Annotated in this window: 16 protein-coding genes; 2 read left to right on the top strand and 14 right to left on the bottom strand. The window is 66.1% G+C overall.

Going from position 1 to position 21,625, the window contains the following annotated elements; all coding sequences use genetic code 11:
* Positions 1-41: 41 nt before the first annotated feature.
* A complete protein-coding gene (locus XarjCFBP7645_RS14285; protein WP_104538060.1) occupies positions 42-275 on the bottom strand; it encodes a hypothetical protein in 234 nt (77 codons plus the stop codon).
* Between the two features lie 166 nt (positions 276-441).
* Here XarjCFBP7645_RS14285 and XarjCFBP7645_RS14290 point away from each other — a divergent pair, with 166 nt between their 5' ends.
* Positions 442-1,416 (top strand): GGDEF domain-containing protein, encoded by a 975-nt coding sequence (locus XarjCFBP7645_RS14290; protein ID WP_104538061.1) that lies wholly within the window; start codon positions 442-444, stop codon positions 1,414-1,416.
* A gap of 137 nt (positions 1,417-1,553) precedes the next feature.
* Here the strand turns inward: XarjCFBP7645_RS14290 and XarjCFBP7645_RS14295 are convergent, their stop codons facing one another.
* From XarjCFBP7645_RS14295 to XarjCFBP7645_RS14320, 6 genes are all read right to left on the bottom strand, one after another.
* Positions 1,554-2,978, bottom strand: a complete 1,425-nt coding sequence (locus XarjCFBP7645_RS14295) for an efflux transporter outer membrane subunit (protein WP_104538062.1) — start codon at positions 2,976-2,978, stop codon at positions 1,554-1,556.
* Positions 2,972-3,703 carry an SDR family oxidoreductase gene (locus tag XarjCFBP7645_RS14300; RefSeq protein ID WP_047128481.1) on the bottom strand — a complete coding sequence of 244 codons (732 nt, stop codon included), beginning with the start codon at positions 3,701-3,703 and terminating at the stop codon, positions 2,972-2,974. Before XarjCFBP7645_RS14300 ends, XarjCFBP7645_RS14295 begins: the two co-directional genes overlap by 7 nt.
* Positions 3,704-3,746: 43 nt before the next feature.
* Positions 3,747-6,917 (bottom strand): efflux RND transporter permease subunit, encoded by a 3,171-nt coding sequence (locus tag XarjCFBP7645_RS14305; RefSeq protein WP_104538063.1) that lies wholly within the window; start codon positions 6,915-6,917, stop codon positions 3,747-3,749.
* A gap of 105 nt (positions 6,918-7,022) precedes the next feature.
* Positions 7,023-8,213, bottom strand: coding sequence for an efflux RND transporter periplasmic adaptor subunit (locus tag XarjCFBP7645_RS14310; RefSeq protein ID WP_104538064.1), 1,191 nt, complete (start codon positions 8,211-8,213; stop codon positions 7,023-7,025).
* Positions 8,210-8,983 (bottom strand): SDR family NAD(P)-dependent oxidoreductase, encoded by a 774-nt coding sequence (locus XarjCFBP7645_RS14315; RefSeq protein WP_104538065.1) that lies wholly within the window; start codon positions 8,981-8,983, stop codon positions 8,210-8,212. Before XarjCFBP7645_RS14315 ends, XarjCFBP7645_RS14310 begins: the two co-directional genes overlap by 4 nt.
* Positions 8,980-9,207: a hypothetical protein gene (locus tag XarjCFBP7645_RS14320; RefSeq protein ID WP_104538066.1), complete on the bottom strand. Its 228-nt coding sequence runs from the start codon at positions 9,205-9,207 to the stop codon at positions 8,980-8,982. The genes XarjCFBP7645_RS14315 and XarjCFBP7645_RS14320 overlap by 4 nt, the downstream gene beginning before the upstream one ends.
* A 129-nt stretch (positions 9,208-9,336) precedes the next feature.
* Here XarjCFBP7645_RS14320 and XarjCFBP7645_RS14325 point away from each other — a divergent pair, with 129 nt between their 5' ends.
* On the top strand, positions 9,337-10,371 hold the full coding sequence (locus XarjCFBP7645_RS14325; protein ID WP_102596357.1) for a LysR family transcriptional regulator: 1,035 nt from the start codon (positions 9,337-9,339) through the stop codon (positions 10,369-10,371).
* A 1,112-nt stretch (positions 10,372-11,483) separates the two neighbouring features.
* Here XarjCFBP7645_RS14325 and XarjCFBP7645_RS14335 read toward each other — a convergent pair.
* The 7 genes from XarjCFBP7645_RS14335 to XarjCFBP7645_RS14365 form a co-directional block, all read right to left on the bottom strand.
* Complete coding sequence (locus XarjCFBP7645_RS14335; protein WP_016902719.1) at positions 11,484-12,209, bottom strand: OmpA family protein; 726 nt, start codon at positions 12,207-12,209, stop codon at positions 11,484-11,486.
* Between the two features lie 293 nt (positions 12,210-12,502).
* On the bottom strand, positions 12,503-13,921 hold the full coding sequence (locus tag XarjCFBP7645_RS14340) for a cryptochrome/photolyase family protein (RefSeq protein ID WP_104538067.1): 1,419 nt from the start codon (positions 13,919-13,921) through the stop codon (positions 12,503-12,505).
* 102 nt (positions 13,922-14,023) lie between these two features.
* Positions 14,024-15,454: a replicative DNA helicase gene (locus tag XarjCFBP7645_RS14345; protein ID WP_104538068.1), complete on the bottom strand. Its 1,431-nt coding sequence runs from the start codon at positions 15,452-15,454 to the stop codon at positions 14,024-14,026.
* 222 nt (positions 15,455-15,676) lie between these two features.
* A complete protein-coding gene (locus tag XarjCFBP7645_RS14350; RefSeq protein WP_104538069.1) occupies positions 15,677-16,231 on the bottom strand; it encodes an NADPH-dependent FMN reductase in 555 nt (184 codons plus the stop codon).
* 75 nt (positions 16,232-16,306) lie between these two features.
* Positions 16,307-18,247: an asparagine synthase (glutamine-hydrolyzing) gene (gene asnB / locus XarjCFBP7645_RS14355; protein WP_104538070.1), complete on the bottom strand. Its 1,941-nt coding sequence runs from the start codon at positions 18,245-18,247 to the stop codon at positions 16,307-16,309.
* A 31-nt stretch (positions 18,248-18,278) separates the two neighbouring features.
* On the bottom strand, positions 18,279-18,923 hold the full coding sequence (locus XarjCFBP7645_RS14360) for a glutathione S-transferase family protein (RefSeq protein WP_181126350.1): 645 nt from the start codon (positions 18,921-18,923) through the stop codon (positions 18,279-18,281).
* A gap of 124 nt (positions 18,924-19,047) precedes the next feature.
* Positions 19,048-21,618 carry a DUF3857 domain-containing protein gene (locus XarjCFBP7645_RS14365; RefSeq protein WP_104538805.1) on the bottom strand — a complete coding sequence of 857 codons (2,571 nt, stop codon included), beginning with the start codon at positions 21,616-21,618 and terminating at the stop codon, positions 19,048-19,050.
* Positions 21,619-21,625: the final 7 nt, after the last annotated feature.

A 21,625-nucleotide genomic window follows, 5' to 3' on the forward strand; every position in this document is an offset into this window, starting at 1 on the left:
GACTGCGCCGGAAGCGTTCTGTCGTATCGGCACAGCAGGAGTCAAGCGCTACTGTGCCCATCCTCATCGGTTGGAATCAGGCCAGCGCCCGCCAACATGCCGTCGACGCGGGTCCGCACATAGGCCGCGTCCTCGGCCGCGGCACTGCTCAACAGGGCTTGGGCACGCGCCTGAAAATCAAGATAGTCGAAATCCGCATCTTCATCGGCGGACAGCTGCGGCAATTCGTCCTGCAGCGCATCCAGTCGCGTGTCGAGTTCTTCGCGTGTGGGCATGACAGACTCCTACGGCAAAGACGCTACGGTTGCGGCACAGCCGTCAAGGAGGCGCGAAGCCCGGCCCGGCAACGCTTCATTTTCCTACCCGTTGCCGCGGCACGTGCACGCTCAACTTTCGCGAAGCCGCGCCGATAATGATGCCGACTCCTATAGAACCTTCCCTGTGATCCTCCACCTGCGGCGGGATTTCCGCCTCGGCATCGTCAAGATGCTGGGGCCGATCACCGCGCTGTTGCTTTGCCTTTATGCGGTGTACCTGGCCATCACCGGTCAGGCGCTTGCCTGTCTCATCAGCGCATCGCTCGGTACGCTTGCGATATGGCGCGGCTGGAAAATGCGCGATGCCGAACGCACCGGCGCCGGCGGCGTGTGGCTGGCCTCCATCAATGTCGGCGGCTGCCTGGTGGCCTGCTGGGCCGGCGGCGATGGCGCCCTGCCCTGGTTGTTTCCGGTGCTGGCCACCAATTACTTTCTGTGCGGTCCGCAACGCGCGGTGCTGCTGAGCCTGCCGCTGCTGGCGGCGCTGTTGCTGCTGCCAGGCCTGATCGTCAGTCCCGGCCAGGGCGTGTCGACGATCGTGGTGACGCTGGTGACGCTGGCGGTCGGGTATGCGTTTTCGCTGCGGATGCAGGACGACCGCGTGCATCTGGAAGAGCTGGCCTCGCTGGATGCACTGACCGGCCTGCCCAACCGGCGCATGCTCGAACGGGCGCTCACCCATCAGATCGACCGGCGCCAGCCGCACGAACGGCTCAACAGCCTGATCATTCTGGATCTGGACCATTTCAAGGAGGTCAATGATCTCTACGGACATGCCGCAGGCGATGCCGCGCTGTCGGATCTGGCCACCATCCTGCGCTTTGAAGTGCGCGAGCCGCACCAGGTGTTCCGCTTCGGCGGCGAAGAATTCGTGGTGCTGTTGCGTGCCGGCTCCCTGCAGGAACTGGAAGCGGCCACCGAACGCCTGCGCAAGGTGATCCGCAACGGGCTACGCGGCCCGGGGGGACGGATCACGGTGTCGCTGGGCGCAGCGCGCCATGACGGCGAAACGCATTGGCAGGACTGGTTTTCGCGTGCCGATGCCGCGTTGTACCTAGCCAAGAACGGTGGCCGCGACAGCGTGCGGGTGGCCGACTGAGCGCGGTTCGTCGTGTGATCGCCCGGCGCCCAGCACACCGACTCGGTGCTTGAGCTCCAGGTGCCGTATCGGCTGACGACACCTCGGCGCAGCCGGATGCCTGCGGGGCGACCTGACCGCCGCCCCGCAGGCCAGGCTTAGCGATTGAGCACTGCCACCGGTGCCGCAGGCGCTTCGCCCTGCTTCCAGCCGCCCAGCGCCTTGTATACACCGACCACGCCGACATTGACTGCTGCTTCAGCCTGCGCCAATGCATCGTCGGCGGCCAGCTGGGTGCGCTGCGCGTCCAGCAGGGTCAGGAAGTCCTCCGAGCCCTCACGGTAACGGATCTGCGCCAGTTGTTCGGCACGCCGCGCCGCATTGGCCTGCTCCACCACGATCGCCAGCCGCGCCTGCTGGCGGCCGTAGCCGATCAAGGCGTTCTCGGTGTCTTCCAGCGCCAGCAACACGGTTTGCTGGTATTGCGCCAACGCACCGTCGGCCTGCGCCTTGCTGGCACGCAGGCGTGCACGCACGCTGCCGAAGTCGAATGCCGCCCAGCTGATCGACGGGGTGATCGACCAGGCCTTGCCGCTGCCCTCGGTCAGCCTGGCCGCGTCGCCGGACAGGAAGCCGACAAAGCCGCTGACGCTGATGCGCGGGAACAGATCCGCGGTGGCCACGCCGACCTGCGCGGTGGCCGCTGCCAGGCGACGTTCGGCGCTGCGCACGTCCGGGCGCTGACGCAGCAATCCGGCGGTATCGCCCAGCGGCAACGCACGTGCGAACGCCGGCGTGGTGCGCGCCACCAGGGTGGCATCCAGGGTATCGGGTGCCTGGCCGAGCAACACCGCCAGGCGATGGCGGTACTGCGCTTCGGCGGTTTCCAGCAACGGAATGTCCGCCTCGATCGCCTTCAAGCGTGCCAGGCTGCTTTGCACATCCAGTTCGCTGCCGGCACCCAGGTCCCAACGCGTCTGCGTCAGCCGCTGGGTGTCGTGCAGGTTGGCCAGCGTGCGCTTGGACACCTCCAGCTGCTTTTGCGTGCCGCGCAACTCGAAGTAGTTGCGCGCCACTTCGGCAGCGACGGTGACCTGCACGTCGAGCAGGCCGGCCTGCTCGGCTTCCAGATCCGCACGCGCCGCTTCCGAGGCGCGCCGCTGACGGCCGAACAGATCCAGCTCCCAGGCCGCATCCAGGCCCAGGGTGGTCTGCTCGGTGAGGAAACGCTGGTTGCCGGCGATCACCTGCTGTTGTTCGCGCCGATCGAAGCTGCCCTGCGCGGTGATGTGCGGGGCCTGGTCGAGACGACGCTCGACGAACACCGCGCGTGCCTGCTTGACGCGCGACACGGCGATGCGCAGATCGTGGTTGGCGAACAAGGCATCGCGCACCAGTTGTTCCAGCACCGGGTCGTCGAACTGCGACCACCAGTTACCGACCGGCGAGTCGCTGCTGAAGGCCGCATCCTGCGCGCCCTGCAATGTCACCGCGGCCGGCGGGTCGGGCCGGTAATCCGGCCCGACCGCGCAGCCGCTGAGCACCAGCGCGGCCAGTGCCAAGCTCAGAAGGTTTCTCACCATGGCAACACGTCTCCCAGATGCGTAAAACTGCCGGTGGCGCCGTGCGCGTCGAGCAGTGCCATCTGCACGCTGCTGTGCGCGCCCTGCTCCACCTCGATCTCGCCGCCGCCACCGTTCATGTCGGTTTTGACGTAGCCCGGATGCACGGTGTTGACCTTGATGGCGGTGTCGCGCAACTCATGGGCCAGGTGCACCGTCCAGCTGTTGACCGCGCTCTTGGAGGCGTCGTAGGCGGGTATCTTGAAGTCGTAGATCGGCGAACCGGGCTGGGTATGCAGGGTCAGCGAGCCGAGCATGCTGGACACATTGACGATGCGCCCGGCCAGCGAGCGACGCAGCAGCGGCAGGAATGCCTTGGTGACGCTGACGACCGCGAACAGGTTGGTGTCGAAGGTGCGCTTCCACACCTCCAGGCTCTGTTGCGACGGCGTGCGCTGCATGTCCTCGATCATGATGCCGGCGTTGTTGATGAGGATGTCCAGGTGGCCATGGCGCTGTTCCACCGTGCCGACCGCCGCGGCGATGCTGATGTCGTCGTTGACGTCGAGCTGGATGGCCTCCACCGGCAGGCCGTCGGCCTGCAGCTTGAGTGCGGCGGCGACGGCATCGTCGCGCTTGCGCCCGGCCAGCAGCGTATGCACGCCGGCCTGGGCCAGTTGCCGAACGGTTTCCAGGCCGATGCCGCGGGTGGCGCCGGTGACCAATGCGATCTTGTGGTTGCTCATTTCAATGTCCTTCAACTGCGAATGGGGATTGGGGACGACGCACTCACGCCTTGACGTGATCGTGCGCAACAGTGGCCGGTGCAGCGGGTTCGCGACGGGTGACCCACTTGCGCAGCGCCACGTAGAACACCGGGGTCAGGAACAGGCCGAACAGGGTCACACCGAGCATGCCGGCGAACACGGTGATACCGGTGACCGAGCGCACTTCGGCGCCGGCGCCGTGACCGAACACCAGCGGCACGGTGCCGGCGATGAAGGCGATGGAGGTCATCACGATCGGACGCAGACGCAGGCGGCAGGCTTCCAGCGCGGCGTCGACGATGCCCTTGCCATGCATTTCGAGTTCGCGGGCGAATTCCACGATCAGGATCGCGTTCTTGCACGCCAGGCCCATCAGCACCACCAGACCCACCTGCACGAACACGTTGTTGTCACCGCCGGTGAGCCACACGCCGAACAACGCCGACAGCAAGGTCATCGGCACGATCAGGATCACCGCCAGCGGCAGCGTCCAGCTTTCGTACAGCGCAGCCAGCACCAGGAACGCCAGCAACACCGCCATCGGGAACACGATCAGCGCCGAATTGCCCTGGGTGGATTGCTGATAGCTCAGATCGGTCCACTCGATGTTCATGCCGTTTGGCAGCACCTGCGGCGCCATGCCGGCCAGCGTCTGCATCGCCTGGGTGGAGGAGAGCACGCGCGGGTCCGCTTCACCGATCAGATCGGCGGCCGGGTAGCCGTTGTAACGGATCACCGGATCCGGGCCGTAGGTCTGACCCAGCGTGACCATGCTGCCGATCGGCACCATCTGCCCGCGATCGTTGCGGGTGCGCAGGTTGGCGATGTCTTCGACGCTGTCGCGGAACTGTCCATCGGCCTGGGCGATCACCTGATAGGTGCGACCGAAGCGATTGAAGTCGTTGATGTAGGACGAACCCAGATAGGTCTGCAACGTGTCGAACAGGTTGGTCAGCGGCACGCCCTGTGCCTTGGCCTTGTCGCGATCGACCTTGGCATCGAGCTGCGGCACATTGGCCTGATACGTGCCGATCGGGAACTGCATGCCCGGCGTCTGCGAGATCGCACCGGACATCGCATTGACCGCACTCTGCAACTGGCCATAGCCCAGGCCGGCGCGGTCCTGGATGTACAGCGAGTAGCCCGAGCCCTGCCCCAGGCCCAGGATCGGCGGCGGCATGAACGCAAACGCAAAGCCCTGCTGGATCTGGCTGATGCGCGCGTTGATCTCCGCATTGATCTGCGCGGCAGTGCGGCTGCGCTGGCTGAACGGTTTGAGCGTCAGGAACACCGTGCCGGTATTGGGCGTGTTGGTGAACTGCAATGGGTTCAGGCCCGGGAACGCAATTGCGTGGTCCACGCCTTCGGTCTGCAACGCGATCTGGGTGATCTGACGGATCACGTCGTTGGTGCGTTCCAGCGAGGCCCCTTCCGGCAGTTTGGTACCGGCAATCAGGTACAGCTTGTCCTGGGTCGGAATGAAGCCGCCCGGCACCACCTTAAACATGAAACCGGTGACCACCAGCAGCAGCACATACACCATGAACACCGCACCGCGCTTGCCCAACGCACGCGATACCGCACCCTGGTACTTGTTCGAACTGGTATTGAAGAAACGATTGAACGGACGGAACAGCCAGCCGAACAAGCGATCGATCAACCGCGACGGGCCATCCTTCGGTGCGTCGTGCGGCTTGAGCAGCATGGCGGCCAGTGCCGGCGACAAGGTCAGCGAATTGATCGCCGAAATCACCGTGGAAATGGCGATGGTCACCGCGAACTGCTTGTAGAACTGGCCGGTCACGCCCGACAGGAAGGCCATCGGCACGAACACCGCGCACAGCACCAGCGCAATGGCGATGATCGGCCCGGACACCTCGCGCATCGCCTGATGCGCCGCGGCCAACGGGGCCAGCCCTTCTTCGATGTTGCGCTCGACGTTTTCCACCACCACGATCGCGTCGTCGACCACGATGCCGATCGCCAGCACCAGCCCGAACAGGCTCAGCGTGTTGATCGAAAAACCCAGCAGGTACAGCGCGGCAAACGTACCGACCACCGACACCGGCACCGCCAGCAACGGAATGATCGAGGCGCGCCAGGTCTGCAGGAACAGGATCACCACCAGCACCACCAGCAGCACCGCTTCCAGCAGCGTGTGCACCACCGCGCTGATCGAGTCGCGCACGAACACGGTCGGGTCATACGCAGCCGACCACGCCATGTCCTGCGGAAACTGCTTTTCCAGCTCGGCCATCTTGGCGCGCACCGCATCGGACAATTCGATCGCGTTGGCGCCGGGCGACTGGAACACGCCCATGCCGACCGCGTTCTTGTTGTCCAGCTGCGAGCGCAAGGTGTAGTTGCCCGCGCCCAGTTCCAGACGCGCCACATCCGACAGCCGCACGATCTCGCCGCTGTTGCCGCTGCGAATCACGATATTGCCGAATTCTTCTTCGGTGGTCAGGCGGCCCTGCGCATTGATCGACAGCAGGAAGTCGCTCTTGTTGGGCATCGGCTCGGCACCGAGCTGGCCGGCGGAAACCTGCACGTTCTGCTCGCGGATGGCTGCGACCACGTCGCTGGCGGTCAGCCCGCGCGCGGCGACCTTGTCAGGATCCAGCCAGATGCGCATCGCGTAATCGCCCGCACCGAAGATCTGGATCTGGCCCACACCCGGCAGGCGCGACAGTTCGTCCTTGACCTTCAAGGTGGCGTAGTTGCTCAGGTACAGCGAGTCGTACTTGCCCTTGGGCGAGGTCAGATGCACCACCATGGTCAGCGTCGGCGACTGCTTCTGGGTGGTCACGCCCTGGCGCCGCACGTCCTCGGGCAGGCGCGCCTGCGCCTGACTGACGCGGTTCTGCACCTGCACCTGCGCCTGGTCCGGATCGGTGCCCGGCTTGAAGGTCACGGTGACCACCAGCACGCCATCGGAGCCGGCGACCGACTTCATGTACATCATGTCTTCCACGCCGTTGATCGCTTCCTCAAGCGGCGTGGCGACGGTCTCGGCGATGACCTTGGGATTGGCGCCCGGATACACCGCACGCACCTGCACGCTCGGCGGCACCACTTCCGGGTACTCGCTGATGGGCAGCAGCGGCATGGCGATCAGGCCGGCAGCGAAGATGATGATCGACAGCACCGCGGCAAAGATCGGCCGGTCGATGAAAAAACGGGAAAAGTCCATTGGGATGGTCCTGAAAGAGGTTGCCGCCGGGTGGCGGCGCGGCACGGCGGCCCCGAACCGGCCTTGTTTCAAGGCCGGTGGTCACGGGCGCGATGCAGCGATGAATCAGTTCGACGCGGTGCGCTTGTCCGGCGCCGTGGTCATGGCAACCGGCTTGGCATCGACCGGCATGCCAGGCATGAAGATCTTCTGCACGCCATCGACCACCACCCGGTCGCCGGCAGCCAGTCCCTTGCGCACGATGCGCAAGCCGTCGGCATTGCGGCCAAGCTCGATGTCGCGCCGCTGCGCCTTGCCGTCCTTGTCGACCACGTACACGTACTTGCGGTCCTGATCGGTCAGCACGGCCTTTTCGTCGACCAGCATGGCCTTGAACTGGCCGCTGCCCAGCAGCTGCACATGCGCGTACAGGCCCGGCGTGAACTGGCGCTGCGCGTTGTCCAGCACCGCGCGCACGCGGATGGTGCCGGTGCTGCGGGTCACCTGGTTATCCAGGAAATCCACGCGCCCGGTGTGCGGGAACCCCTGCTCGCCGACCAGGCCGATGCGCACCGGCAACTCGCCGCCGCGCGCATCCGGGCGCTCGCCGTTGCGCGCCATCTGCGCGTAACGCAGGAAGGTGCCTTCGTCGGCGTCGAAGTACACGAATACCTTGTCCAGCGACACCAGCGTGGTCAGCACGCTGGCGCTGTCGCTGGCGGTGACCAGATTACCGGCGGTGACCATCGCACGTCCGGCGCGGCCATCGATCGGCGCACGCACGCGGGTCCAGTCCAGATTGAGCTTGGCGGTATCCAGCGCGGCCTGCGCGGCCAGCAGATCGGCATCGGCCTGATCGGCGGCAGCGCGACGCTGCTCCCAGGTTTCGGTCGAGATGGCCTGCTGGTCGGACAATTTGCGGGCGCGTGCCGCTTCGCTGCGGGCCAGCGTGGACTGCGTGCGTGCACGCACCAGCGCTGCGTTGGCGCGTGCGAATTCGGCACGGTAGCTGCGGTCGTCGATGCTGAAGAGCACATCGCCCTTCTTCACTTCGGCACCTTCGACGTAGTTGACCTTGTCGATGTAGCCGGACACGCGCGGGCGCAGTTCGACGCTTTCCACCGGCTCGATGCGGCCGCTGAATTCGTCCCACTGGCTGATCTCCTTCAGCAACACCGGGGCGACGCTGACGCTGGGCGGCGGCGGCGCGCCGGTCTCGGCAGTCTTGCTGCCGCAACCGGCCAGCACAACCGCGAGTACGGCGCCCGTCAATACAGTACGCAAGGGAAAACGGAACGGGGTGGCGTTCGGGGTCATGGGGAAATCTCTCGGGTGGGGATGGGGAAATGCAGACCGGCGAGCCGGTCGGCCGATGGAGCGGCGTGCAGGCGACGGCTGACGGTCACGATGGCTTGCCCGGGCTGGCCAGGCCCGGCGATCAGCGAGACCGCGGCACGGCCGACATCCACGGCGCGGATCCATTCCGGACACGCGTCCTTGGCACGGCCCGGCGTGCACACCGGCTGCTCGACCGACAGCAGGTGTACGCGGATACCGAGCGGCTTGGCTTCCTCGTGCAGGACCTGGGCGAGCATGCGGGTGGCGGCGGCGGCAATCGAGGTGTCGCCGTGCGCGGCCCAGGCACGCAGCGCGCAGGGGCTGCCCAGCAGCAGGTAGCGCCCGCCGCCATCGGCTTCGGCCAGCAGCGGCAGCAGATGCCGCGCGGCCGCCAGGTGCGGCAGCACATCGCGCTCGAGGCGGCGACGCAGCGCAGCGACCGGGCGATCAAGCAGGCGGCCGGCCTTGAGCGGGCTGCCCACGCTGGCGATCACCGCCCCCAGCGGACGCGGGCGCTGGGCCAGTTCGCTGGCCAGCGCCTGCGCCGAAGCGTCGTCGGCCACCGACCCCTGCAAGGTCTCCAGCAGCGGTGTATTGCCATGCTGCACGCGCAGCGTGTCGAGCTTGGCGGCATCGCGTCCAATCACCAGCACCGGCATCCCGGCATCGAGCAAGGCGGCGACGATGCCGGCGCCGACATTGCCCGCGCCGCCAATGACGGCCGTCTCGGATTGGACCATCCCGGTCATGGGACTTTCACTCCCGACATCGGGACAATTCCGCGCTGCGCCAGACGCGCCGACAGTCCAGTCCGCTGCGCCGGCGCGCCGCCGGCCTGACGCCGGGGCGATGCCGAAAAAGCGCGCGAAACACCGGCACGCGGACCTCTCGCCGTGGAAACCACTGGATCGAAGGCACCTTCGATGGCGCTACGCGATGTCGACGACAAGCCGAAAACATTGCACAACCACATGGCCGTGCTCCTGCATGGAGGGGATGCCGCATAAGTTAGGCCCCAAACCAGCACTTGATTAGTCCGGATTTAGGGGAATAATCGTCCCGTAAGCGGTCTAATCCCTCCTGACCCTCGGAAGGCAGTCCCATGACTCACGATCTCAACGACACCCTGATCTTCGTCAAGGTGGTCGAACAAGGCAGCTTCATCGCCGCCGCCAACGCGCTTGGCCTGCCCAAGACCACCGTCAGCCGCAAGGTGCAGGAACTGGAAACCCGCCTGGGCGCCCGCCTGCTGCACCGGACCACGCGCCGCATCGGCCTGACCGAAGCCGGTTCGGTCTACCACGAACATTGCCAGCGCATCGCACGCGAACTGGAAGAGGCCGAGAGCGCCGTCGGGCAATTGCAGTCCGGCCCACGCGGCTGGCTGCGCTTCACGGTGCCCTACTCGCTGGGCATCACCTGGATCGCGCCGTTGCTGGGCGAGTTCCATGCGCAGTACCCGGAAATCCAGCTGGACATGCACCTGGGCAACGAGAAGTTGGACCTGATCGGCGGCGAAGCCGATCTGGCACTGCGCGTCGGCGCCCTGCCCGATTCCAATCTGGTGGCGCGCAAGCTCGGCAGCCTGCGCACGCAGGTCTTCGCCAGCCCGTCCTACATCGAGCGCTATGGCGAGCCGCTGCATCCGGACGAGCTGCAGTTCCATCGCACGCTGGCGCTGCGCAAGAACCGCAACGTGCACAACAATCGCTTTTTCTGGTCGCTCAGCGACGGCAGCGATGTGCGCGATTTCCCGGTCAATCCATTGATGGTGGCCAACGATCCGGCCGCGCTCAATGGCGCGGTGTTGTGCGGCGAAGGCTTGCTGCTGACCGGCGATGTGATGGCCAAGCCGTTCGTGCAATCGGGTCTGGTCCGCCGGGTGCTCGCGGGTTGGACCGGGCCGGAGGTCGACTTCAATGCGGTGTTCGCCGGCGGCCGCCTGGTCTCGCCGAAAGTACGCGCCTTCGTGGACTTCCTGGTGACGCGGATGAACTTCGATGCGGACTACATGATGGCGCAGTGCCCTGCGCGTCTGGCCGCGCAGAAGGCCGACAACGATGCAAAGATCGAGGTCGGCGCAGACGCGAAACTGCGTGCAGAAGGCAAGCGCATCCTGGAAAACGTCACGGCGTAGTCCGCACTCTGGTACTCGCCCAACGGAGCACGCTTCTCACCTTCGGGAGAATGTCCGAATGGCGGACGAGGAGACGTTTGCACTTACCGGTGAAAACTTGTTGACCGCTACACACCTCCATTTTCGGTTCCCGACCCCTGAATCGCTCCAGGAGCTTCTATGCCTTCCGGTGCCGGTAACTTTTGTCTTGGCTAAAGCAGCAAACCGCTGTCGCCTGATGCAATCTTGAAGCGACTGAGAGCGTGGGTTTTAGCGTGGTCAGGAGATCCGCAGCTGCGTTGGTCAACGCCTAGCGATAAAGCCCAGCTGTAAGTCAGAAGTTCGGTTGGTCGAGTGCGCGGTGCCCTCACTGCTCGTGGGACACGCCGTGAATCCGTCCGTGGAGGCTCCTTGGCGGCATCCATGCCGCCAAGGGTCCCGCAACCGGCAAGGACACCGCACCAGAGAGTTGGTCGGTTGCTTTCTTGAAGGCATGTCGCTCGGCTTGCGCTAGGCAGATGAGAAGTTTGCAGGTGACGTGGTGAAAGCCTGTCGGCTACTCCGCTCGCGATGGGAAGGCGATAAAAAGCTGGTGGAACCCAGAGTGATCCGCCCAGCGCACCTCATGCTCTTGTTTGCAAACATGCACACCGACTATCTCGACTGGTCCTTGCCCGCCCACCATCGCGGGACCTTGAGCGGCATGGATGCCGCGCCAGAGCCTACAGGGACGTACTTGCGGCGTGTCCCGCGATGGTGGGCGGGCAAGGGCCCTGCAGAAAACCCGCAGATCGGCAGCTTCGCACCCGACGCATCCCCACCGTTCAATCACCACAAAGGCGACCAAAACCCGAGCTTTTGCGGTGATGGAATGTTTGATGCCGGCTGACCAAGGTCGCGAAGCTCTCCCCCGTTTTTTCCTGCACTCCATGAATCCATGGAAGGCTCCATGGCGCCCCATGGCTTCCACAAAACCGCAAGAGACTACGCCTGCCAAGACAGCACTCAAGAGATTGAGCGCCGCTCGTGATCACAACGATTCGCAGCGCAAAAAAAACAGGCCGCTTTCGCGGCCCGTTTTGGTTACTCATCGCGGCGCGTCAATCGACTCGTCACGATTCAATGCGGCAAACTCAACGCATGCCCGTGTTGTTCCCGGCACCCTCCGAGCGCAGCGGGATCAGACGGATTTCGACACGGCGGTTTTGCGCGCGGCCGGCATCGGTGCTGTTGTCAGCGATCGGGTAACGCTTGCCGGCGCCCATGGTTTCCATGCGCTCGCGCTGCACGCCTTGTGCGGTCAGATACTGCGCGACTGCGCCGGCGCGTTCTTCGGACAGACGCTGGTTGACTGCGTCGCTGCCGACGCTGTCGGTATGACCGACCACTTCCACCATGGTCTGGTTGTACTCGCGCAACGTGGATGCCACACCATTGAGCGCGCTGTAGAACTGCGGCTTCAACGCAGACTTGCCGAAGTCGAAGGTGATGCCGTCGGGCAGGTTCAGGGTGATGTTGTCGCCCTGGCGCTGCACTTCGATCCCGGTGTTGGCGGTGCGCTCACGCAGTGCGCGCTCCTGGCGATCCTGATACTGGCCAACCGCCGCGCCACTGAGCGCGCCGATGCCGGCACCGACCATCGCATGCTGACGGCGCTCGGTGGCGCTGTCGCCGGTCAGCAGACCAGCGGCCACGCCGATCGCGGTGCCGATCAGCGCGTTGCGGCCGGTGCGGTTCTGCTGCTGGGTCTGCTCGCCGTACTGGTCGCGCTGCACATACGAGCCGCCGGTGGCGCAGGCGGACAACGCAATGGCGCTGGCCAGGGCAACGGCAAGACTCTTGGTGGCTGCTGGGGACATGGTGTTCTCCTATGGCCGGACCATCCGGCACTCAATCGTGTCGGCGAGGATAAACAGGCCAACGCGACTGGCGCATGATGAAACCGACCTGCAATCGCACACGGCTAGTACTGCATTCAGGAAAACGTTTTCTGCTGGCACAGCCACATGCTTGCGCGTAACGCATTCACTGATGGACAAACCAGGCGTCGCAACACACGCATGCAGCGCTTCAGGCCTGCAAAAGAAAAACACACAGAAGCGCGCATCATGTGACCACGCAATCCAGCTGTTGCTCGCGCTGGCGCGCGCGTCTAGCCGCGCGTCTTCGCATACGCCGCCAGCGCCGCATCGCGGCCTTCGGCCAGGCCGATGACCGGCGTACGCGGATACTCCGGCGCCAGGCGCGCCAGCGACAACGGATGCAGCCACGGCGCGAAGCGCTCCTTGACCGCAAGCTTGCCGAGCTCCGGTACCCAGCGCGTGATGTAGGCGGCCTGTGGATCGAACTTCTCTGCCTGCGTGACCGGATTGAACACACGGAAATACGGCGCCGCATCGGCGCCGGTACCAGCCACCCACTGCCAGCCAAGCGTGTTGTTGGCCAGATCCGCATCCACCAAGGTGTCCCAGAACCAGCGCGCGCCTTCGATCCAGTGCACGCGCAGATGCTTGCACAGCAGGCTCGCCACGATCATGCGCACGCGGTTGTGCATCCAGCCGGTGTGCCAGAGCTGGCGCATGCCCGCATCGACGATTGGAATGCCGGTACGGCCCCGCTGCCAGGCCTGCAATGCGACCGGGTCTACCTTGGCCCAGTCGAAGCCTGCAAAGCGCGGGTTGAGATTCTGGTTGGTGGTGTCGGGAAAATGGTGCAACAGGTGGTACGCAAAATCGCGCCAACCCAGCTGGCGGATATAGCCGTCGACTTCCGCAGCGTTGCGCGCAGTGCGATTGGCTTCCAGCGTGCTGGCGATCCGCCACGGCGCGATCTCGCCGAAGTGCAGATGCGGCGACAGTTGCGAGGTGCCGACCCGGTCCGGCCGGTCGCGGTTTTCGCGATAACCGGACAGCGCGCCATCGATGAAGATCTCCAGCATCTCATGCGCGCCGGCCTCGCCAGGCTGCCAGTGCTCCCAGAAGCCTCGATCCCAATCCAGCGCCGGCAGCAGCCCGAGCGTGTCCAGCGCAGCGCTCTTCAATTGCGCAGGCAGCGGCGGCAGGCTGCGCGGTGCCGGCACGGCAGCCGGCAATTGCAGCTGCGTGAGCGCATTGCGCCAGAACGGGGTGAACACCTTGTACGGGCCGCCCTGCTGCGTCGTCAACTGCCATGGTTCGAACATCAGCGCGGAATTGCAGCTCTGCACTTCGATCCCGCGCTCGCGCAGGCTGCGCTTGATCTGCGCATCGCGCGGCTGCGTGGCCGGCTCGTACTTGCGGTTCCAGTACACCGCAACCGCCTTGGTCTGCGCGATCACCTCATCCAGCACCTGCGCGCTGTTACCGGCGCGCATCACCAGGCCGCTGCCCAGCGCGCGCAGGGCCGCATCCAGCGCCGCGAGCGAGCGATGCCGCCAGCTCCGCGAGGCAGCGCCCGGCGTCCACTCGCCCTCTTCGTGCGGCGCATCGATATACAGCGGAATCGGCTGGTGCCCCGCATCCAGCGCAGCCTGCAAGGCCGGATTGTCTTCCAGGCGCAGATCGCGACGGAACCAGACGATGGCGTAGGACATACAAGCTCGGCAGCGACGATGAGGCGCGCAGCATAAGCCAGCAGATGCAAGGATGGCGCGATGCCGCGGCGACGGATTGCCGCGCGGCATCACACAGGAGGTTTATTCGAAACTTCCCACCGAATCGTGGGCCAGATTGTCGAAACGGGTGTATTCGCCGAAGAACTTGAGTTTGCACGAACCGGTCGGCCCACCGCGGTGCTTGCCGATGATGATCTCGGCCAGGCCCTTGTCCGGCGAGTTTTCCTTGTTGTAATAGTCGTCGCGGTAAATGAACACGATCATGTCCGCGTCCTGCTCGATCGCGCCCGATTCGCGCAAGTCGGCCATCACCGGGCGCTTGTCGGTACGCGTTTCCAGCGAGCGGTTGAGCTGGGACAACGCGATCACCGGCACGTTGAGCTCCTTGGCCAGGCCCTTGAGCGAACGCGAGATTTCCGAGATTTCGGTCGCGCGGTTTTCGCTGTTGCCCGGCACCGACATCAGCTGCAGGTAGTCGATGACGATCAGGCCCAGGTCGTGCTCGCGCTTGAGTCGGCGGCACTTGGAGCGCAGCACTTCCGGCGACACGCCCGGCGTGTCGTCGATGAAGATCTTGGTTTCCTTCAGCATCTTGATCGCGCCGGTCACGCGCGCCCAGTCCTCGTCTTCCAGCGCGCCGGTACGCAAGCGTTGCGCGTTGATGCGGCCATTTGACGAGATCAGGCGCATCGCCAGCTGCGATGCCGACATTTCCATCGAGAACACCGCCACGCCCTTCTTGGATTTGATCGCGGCGTACTCGGCGATATTCAGCGCAAACGTGGTCTTGCCCATGGCCGGACGCGCGGCCAGGATGATCAGGTCGGTCGGCTGCAGGCCCGAGGTCATCGCGTCGAAATCGTTGTAGCCGGTCGGCAGGCCGGTGATGTTGCCGCCGTTTTCGAAACGGCTGCGCAATTCCTCGAAGGCGTCCTTCAATGCGCCCGGCATCGCCACGAAGTCGGTACGCCCGTGCGCGCCGGCCTCGGCGATCTTGAACACCGCCTTTTCCGCCGACGACAGCAACTCCACGCTGTCGCGGCCCTCGGGCTGGAAGCCGTCGTTGACGATGGTGGTGCCCACTTCGATCAGCTGCCGCAACACCGCCTTGTCGCGCACGATCTCCGCGTACGCGGCGATATTGGCTGCCGAGGGCGTGGTGCTGGCCAGCTCGATCAGGTACGCGCCATCGCCGACCTGCTCCAGCTTGCCCTGCGATTCGAACCACTCGCCCAGGGTCACCGCATCGAAGGGGCGGTCCTTCTCGTTCAGTTCGCGGATCGCGCGGTAGATCAGCCGATGATCGCGGCGGTAAAAGTCGTTTTCGGTCAGCTGGTCGTTGACCCGATCGAACGCGTCCGGCGCCAGCATCAACCCGCCCAGCACGGCCTGCTCGGCCTCGACCGAATGCGGCGGTACCCGCAACTGGTCAAGCCGCGGCTCGGGACGATCGTAATCGTCGTCGTCGCGATCGCGATTGCGCTTGGAACGGAAACCAGGACGAGCGGACATGGACAAACGGACCTGACACGAGGGAGACGAGGGCAGGAAGCATAGTCATCGGCGGCGCCGACGACCATGCACAACTCTGTGGATAACTGGTGGACAGCCGGTGCATCACCGTTCTACGCGCCGGCCGTCGCAACCGCCGAGACGCCCGCTGACACTGGGTTTGCGCCGCATCACCGGCACCGGTTGGTAGCGGTCTTCAGGCCCGACGCTGCTGTGGTCAACTCAACGTTTGGACTGTTCGACCAGGCCCAGGAAGGCATCGACAAAGCCCTGCAGAAACTTGCGGCTGTCGGCGTTGGCGACCTGGTCGTCGGCACCGAACAGGCCGTCCTTGTACTGCAGGAAGACTTCCGGCTGGCCGAGCACCCGCATGTCCAGATACGACAGCACATTGCGCAGGTGCTGCTGCGCGGTGGCGGTGCCGATCGCCCCGACCGAGATGCCGACCACGGCGGCCGGCTTGCCCGCAAACGCGCTGTCGCCGTAGGGGCGCGAGCCGGTATCGAGGGCGTTCTTGAGCACGCCGGGAATCGAGCGGTTGTACTCGGGGGTGACGAACAGCACCGCGTCGGCCGACCGGATCTGCTGCTTCAGCCGCGTGCCCTCTGCCGGGTAATCGCCGTCGCGGTCCTGGTTGTACAAGGGGATGTCGCCGATCTCCACATACTCGAACACCGCCTTGTCGCCGGCCAGATGCTCCAGCGCCCGCGCCAGTTGGCGGTTGTAGGACGCTGCACGCAGGCTGCCGACCAGCACGGCGATGGTGATCTTGCTCATGGGGAACGCTCCATTGGGGAATCAGCGCCCGACTCTAGTCAGCTCGGCGCTCAGACCCGGTGAAGCGCGGCTGCCTCAGCGGCCGATCGCGGCGCGTTGGGCACGCCAATGCACCTGCCAGGCCTGGAACATCAGCACCGTCCACAGGTGCGTATGCCATTTGCGCTCGCCGCCGTTGAAGTCCCGCCACAGCCCGGCCACGGTGTCGGCGGCGAACACGCCGTCGCGCTCCAGCGTGGCGTGCGCCAGCAGATCGTCTGCCCAGCCGTGCAGGTCGCCACGCAGCCAGGCGCTGACCGGCGCGCCAAAGCCGCGCTTGCCGCGGTAGACCATCGGGTCGGGCAGATAGCGGCACAGCACGCGCTTGAGCAGGTACTTGCTGACCCCGTCGCGGTACTTCAGCGACAGCGGCAGCGACCAGGCGAACTCGGCCACCCGCCAGTCCAGCAACGGCGCGCGCGCTTCCAGCCCCACCGCCATGGTGGTGCGGTCCACCTTGCACAGCAGATCGTCGGGCAGATAGGCGGCAAAGTCGGCCAGCATCATCGCGTCGGCCGGCGTGCCGGAACCGTGCAGCGGGTCGGCAAGGCTGTAGAAACTGTCGGGCTCGGTCGCGCCCAGCACCACCGCGGCCGGATCGCGCCAGCGCGAAATGCGGTTGCGGTAGATGTCGCCGACACCGCGTGCGCCGGCCTCGGCCACCAGCGCGGCCAGGCCGCCGGTGCGCGAGGATTCGCCGTTACGGCGCGCCGCCAGCGCCATCAACCGCCGCAGCGGCCCCGGCACCAGCCCATGCATGCGCCAGTTGCGCAGCGCACGCTGGTAGCGACCGTAGCCGAAGAACAACTCGTCGCCGCCATCGCCGGACAGCGCCACCGTCACCCCGCCACGCGCCAGCCGGGCAACCAGCGCGGTCGGCACCTGCGAGGCATCGGCGAAGGGCTCGTCGAACATGTCCGGCAGGGTCGGCACCACCGCCAGCGCGTCGGCGCCGCTGACATACAGCTCGGTGTGGTCGGTGTGCAGGTGCGTGGCCACCTCGCGCGCCAGCGGCGCTTCGTCGTGATGCGAACCGTCGAAGCCGATACTGAAGGTATGCACCGGCTGGGCACTCTGCGCCTGCATCATCGCGGTGACGATTGACGAATCGGTGCCGCCGGACAGGAACACGCCCACCGGCACGTCGGCCACCATGCGCAGCGCCACCGCATCGCGCAGCACTGCATCGAGCTGTTCCTCGGCCTGTGCATCGCTGCCGGTGAACGGCGCCGCCAGCGCGCGCTGCATCGCCTCGCGCGCGTTCCAGAACGGCTGCTGCGCCTGGTCCGGCCGATGTGCCGCCGCGCCGGCCGCCACCATCTGCGCATCCAGCCGCAGCACCCGCCCGGGCATCAACTTGAAGGTGCGCTCGTGGATGCAGGCCGGCGCCGGGATGTAGCCCAGCCGCAGCAGCAAGGTCAGCGCATTGCGATCGACCCCGTTATCGAAGTCCGGATGCTGCCACAGCGCCTTGAGTTCGGAGCCGAACACCAGGGTGTCGCCGGCCCAGCCGTAGTACAGCGGCTTCTTGCCGACGCGGTCGCGGGCAAGATACAGGCAATTGTCGCGCTCGTCCCACAACGCCAGCGCGAACATGCCGTTGCAGCGGGTCAGGGTGTCGTCCAGCCCCCACTCCACCACCGCCGCCAACAGCACTTCGGTATCGGAATGACCACGGAAGCGGTGCCCGAGCGCGGACAGCGCCGCGCGCAGCTGCGCGAAGTTGTAGATCTCGCCGTTGTAGGCCAGCACATAACGGCCATCGGCCGAGCGCATCGGCTGATGGCCCAGCGGAGACAGATCCAGGATGCTCAAGCGCTGATGCGCCAGCGCCACGCCGGCCTGCGCATCGCACCAGCTGCCGGCATCGTCGGGGCCGCGATGACGCAAGGCGGCGCCCATCGGCCGCACCAGGGCATCGAGTTGTTCGCCATGCATGCGGGGCGAGGCCAGCAGCAGTCCAGCCAATCCGCACATCGTCAGTGCTCCTGCGGGCAGCGCATGCCGCTCATGCCGTCACCGCGCCGGCTGCAGGCGCCGGCATTGCGATAAAACCGGGTACTGCCTGCACGCGCTGCAGCCAGGCACCGACCGCCGGCCAGCGCTCCAGATCGAAGCCGCCGTCCTCGGCGCAATGGGTGTAGGCAAACAGCGCGATATCGGCGATGCCGTAGTCGCTGCCGGTAAACCAGCGGTGCTGCTGCAGATGCTGCTCCATCACTGCCAGTGCCTGCTCGCCGCGGGCGCGCAGTTGCGGCAGGTCGGCGCGGCGCGCGGCATCGCGCGGCGTCCACAGGCTGATGAACCGCGCCACCGCGATGTACGGCTCATGGCTGTACTGCTCGAAGAACATCCAGCTCAAGGCCTGCGCGCGCTGCCACGCGTCGGTGGGCAGATACGGGGTGCCTTCGGACAGCCAGAACAGGATCGCGTTGGACTCGGTCAGCACGCGGCCGTCGTCGCGCTCCACCATCGGCACCTTGCCGTTGGGATTCTTGGCCAGGTACGCGGGCGTGCGGGTTTCGCCCGCGGCACTGTCGACCTCGACCCAGTGATAGCGGCTGCCCAATTGCTCCAGCAGCAGGCGCACCTTGTAGCAGTTGCCGGAACTGGACATGCCATGGACGGTCAACGGGGGACGCACGGTCGACATCAAGCTGGCTCCGCGGCAGCAACGAGGGGCTGGCAGTGTCACAGCCCCGCGGGTCTTTGCAAAGCCCTGCACCGATTCTGCCGCAAGGCGTGGCCGCAATTGCGTGCGCTGCGGCCAGCACGCTTCAGCGCATCACCACCAGCGCCACCGGCACACCCAGCACGGCGACCAGCATGCCCAGCAGCGACAACGTCAATGCCAGCGCACCGAAGGCACGCGCCCGTGTGCAGCCGGTCGCACCGGCAACCGCCTGCACCGCAGCGATCGACCACCACAGCCCGCCCAGCAGCGTCAGCAGCACTGCCATGGCCACTTGCGCCAGTCCGGCTTGATCATGCACACCGGTCGCCAACAGGACGATATCGCCCCCGAGCGCGGCCAGCGCCGCCAGCAGGCAGACCAGCCATGGCAAGGCGCTGCCCAACAACGCCGGCAGCAACGGACCGAACTGCGCAGCGCCGCCCATCCAGCGCAGCATCCGTTGCAACAGTACGCAGCCCACCAGCGCGATGGCCAGCATGATCGCCACGGCGATGGCGTGCACCCACAGCGGCTGCGCAGACACCCACATCCAGCTCGAGAGCACCAGGATCAGGCCGAACACGCACCACGCGCTCCAACGCGCGCCGGCCTGCGTGTGCAGGCGCTGCGCAACGGTATGCGGATCGAACAACATCCCGCCCAAGCCACCGCCGCGCCACCAGGCCAGGCATGCCAGCACCAGCACGATCAGCGCCAGCAGCGCGGCCAGCGGATAGGCCAATGCATGGACGTCCAGCGGCTGCTTGCGCGGTTGCGGCTTGAGGTCGTGATTGAAATACAAAAGGTCGCGGGCACGCTGCATGTCGGCGGCTGCCCGCTTCACGCCGCTGGCGGGAATGCGGTCGGACAGGCGCTGCCACTCGCCAACGATGACGGTGCGTCCCTCATGCATGGAGACCGTGCGCGAGAACCGGAACCACGGGTTGGCGACCACCTGCGTATCGGCTTCCACTCGCACCACCGGGTCGACCCGCACCCGCACGGTCTGCCGCGCCAGCCGCGGGCCGCCGAGCGCCAGCGGGCTCTTGCGCGTCGCAGTGGGCAAGGCGTCCATCCATTCGCCGAGCTGGAACAGCGGGAAGCCAAGCTCGTCGCCCTCCTCGGTCGGCCACTCCAAGCGGTAGGCCTCGTGCGTGCGCACGTTCAACCCATCGGTCGCGTCGATGGTCGGCGCCCCGCCCTGCGTCAGCGCGGTGTAGTACTGCTGCATGAATTCCAGGTAGTGCTCGCCGACCGCCTGCGCACCGTTGTCCTCGAAGCTGGTCGCCACGCGCTCGCCGCGTCCCTGGCGGTACGTCGTGTCCACGGTGAAGGTCGCCACGCGCTGCGGTTTGCGCAGCGAGATCACGATCTCCTCGTCCACCTCGATCTGCGGCAGCGTCGGCATCGGCGATGGCACAGCCACCAGATCGCGCTGCCCGGCCACGACCGGCAGACCGCGCACGAACGGCAACGGCCGGCGTTGCGCAAGCGGGCCGTCTTCGCGATCGCGCGTGGCATCCACCCATACCTCGCCCTGCGGCAGGTGCGCGCGCACCACCACATGGTCGAACGCATAGGGACTGGGCAAGCGCAGCTCCAGCCCATGGCCCTTGTCGCTGTTGACCAGCACCGGCTCGGCGCGGATGCCGGCCAGCTGCAGCAGCGCGATCAACAGCGTCGCCTTGTCCTTGCAGTCGCCGTAGCGGTTGCGCAGCGTTACTTCCGGCGTATGCGGCGCGTGCGAATTCTCGCCCATGTCCAGGCCGACGTAGCGGATCTCGCCCTGCACGAAGGCCACTGCACGCAGCAGTGCGCCCAGCGGGTCGTCGCGGCGCAACTGCAGGTTCTGCGCCATCCCGTCGGCAACACGCGCGTCCTTGAACGCGCGCGGATACAGCTGCGCTGCCCACGCCGCCACCGTCGCCCAGTTGCCGGCAGTGGAGACTTCGATCCGGCCATACGGATCGACATCCTCCGGGGTGTCCTTTTCCTCCTGCACGGCGGCAAGGTCGCGTGCGGCGATGTCCAGTGTCGCCACATCGCCGGTGCGGCTGATATCGCGGCTGAAGCCGGGCGCCGTCACCCGCCACTGCAATGCCATGCCGGCCGGATGCCGCACGCGCACCCGGCGCTCGCCCAGCGGCACGCCGTAGCGCGCATCGAACACGTCGTAATAGCCCTTGCCGAACACCGGATTGCTGCCGGTGATGGTCACGCCGTAATCGACCCGGTCGCCCACGCGCAGATCCGGCAAGGTGATCGACAGCGTCAGCGCGCCATCGATCAAACCGTCTTCCAGTCCGCTTTCGCGGCGCAACCGGGCGTAGTGCGCCTGCTTGCGCATGTCGATGCGCTTGCCGTCGCGCCACACCTCCAGGCTGTTGAGCGCCAGCTGCTGATACTGCGGCTGGTAATCGATGGAGATCTGTCCGGCTTCGTCCAGACTTTTCGCACGCTGCACGGTGTAACTGAGGCGGCGATACGCCTGCGGCGCCGCGCCGGTCAGATCGACCTGATCGGAGACCAGCTCATAGCGCAGCCCGCTGGCACCGGGCACCTTGTCGGGCACTGCATCGGCGATGACCCAGGCCGGTGGCGGCGCCATGCGCGGCGCCTCGCTGGCCTGTGCCGGTGCGATCACGCTCGCAACCACGGCCAGCACGCAGCGCATCCAGAAC

It is taken from the genome of Xanthomonas arboricola, from assembly GCF_002940665.1.
GTDB classification, from domain to species: domain Bacteria; phylum Pseudomonadota; class Gammaproteobacteria; order Xanthomonadales; family Xanthomonadaceae; genus Xanthomonas; species Xanthomonas arboricola_B.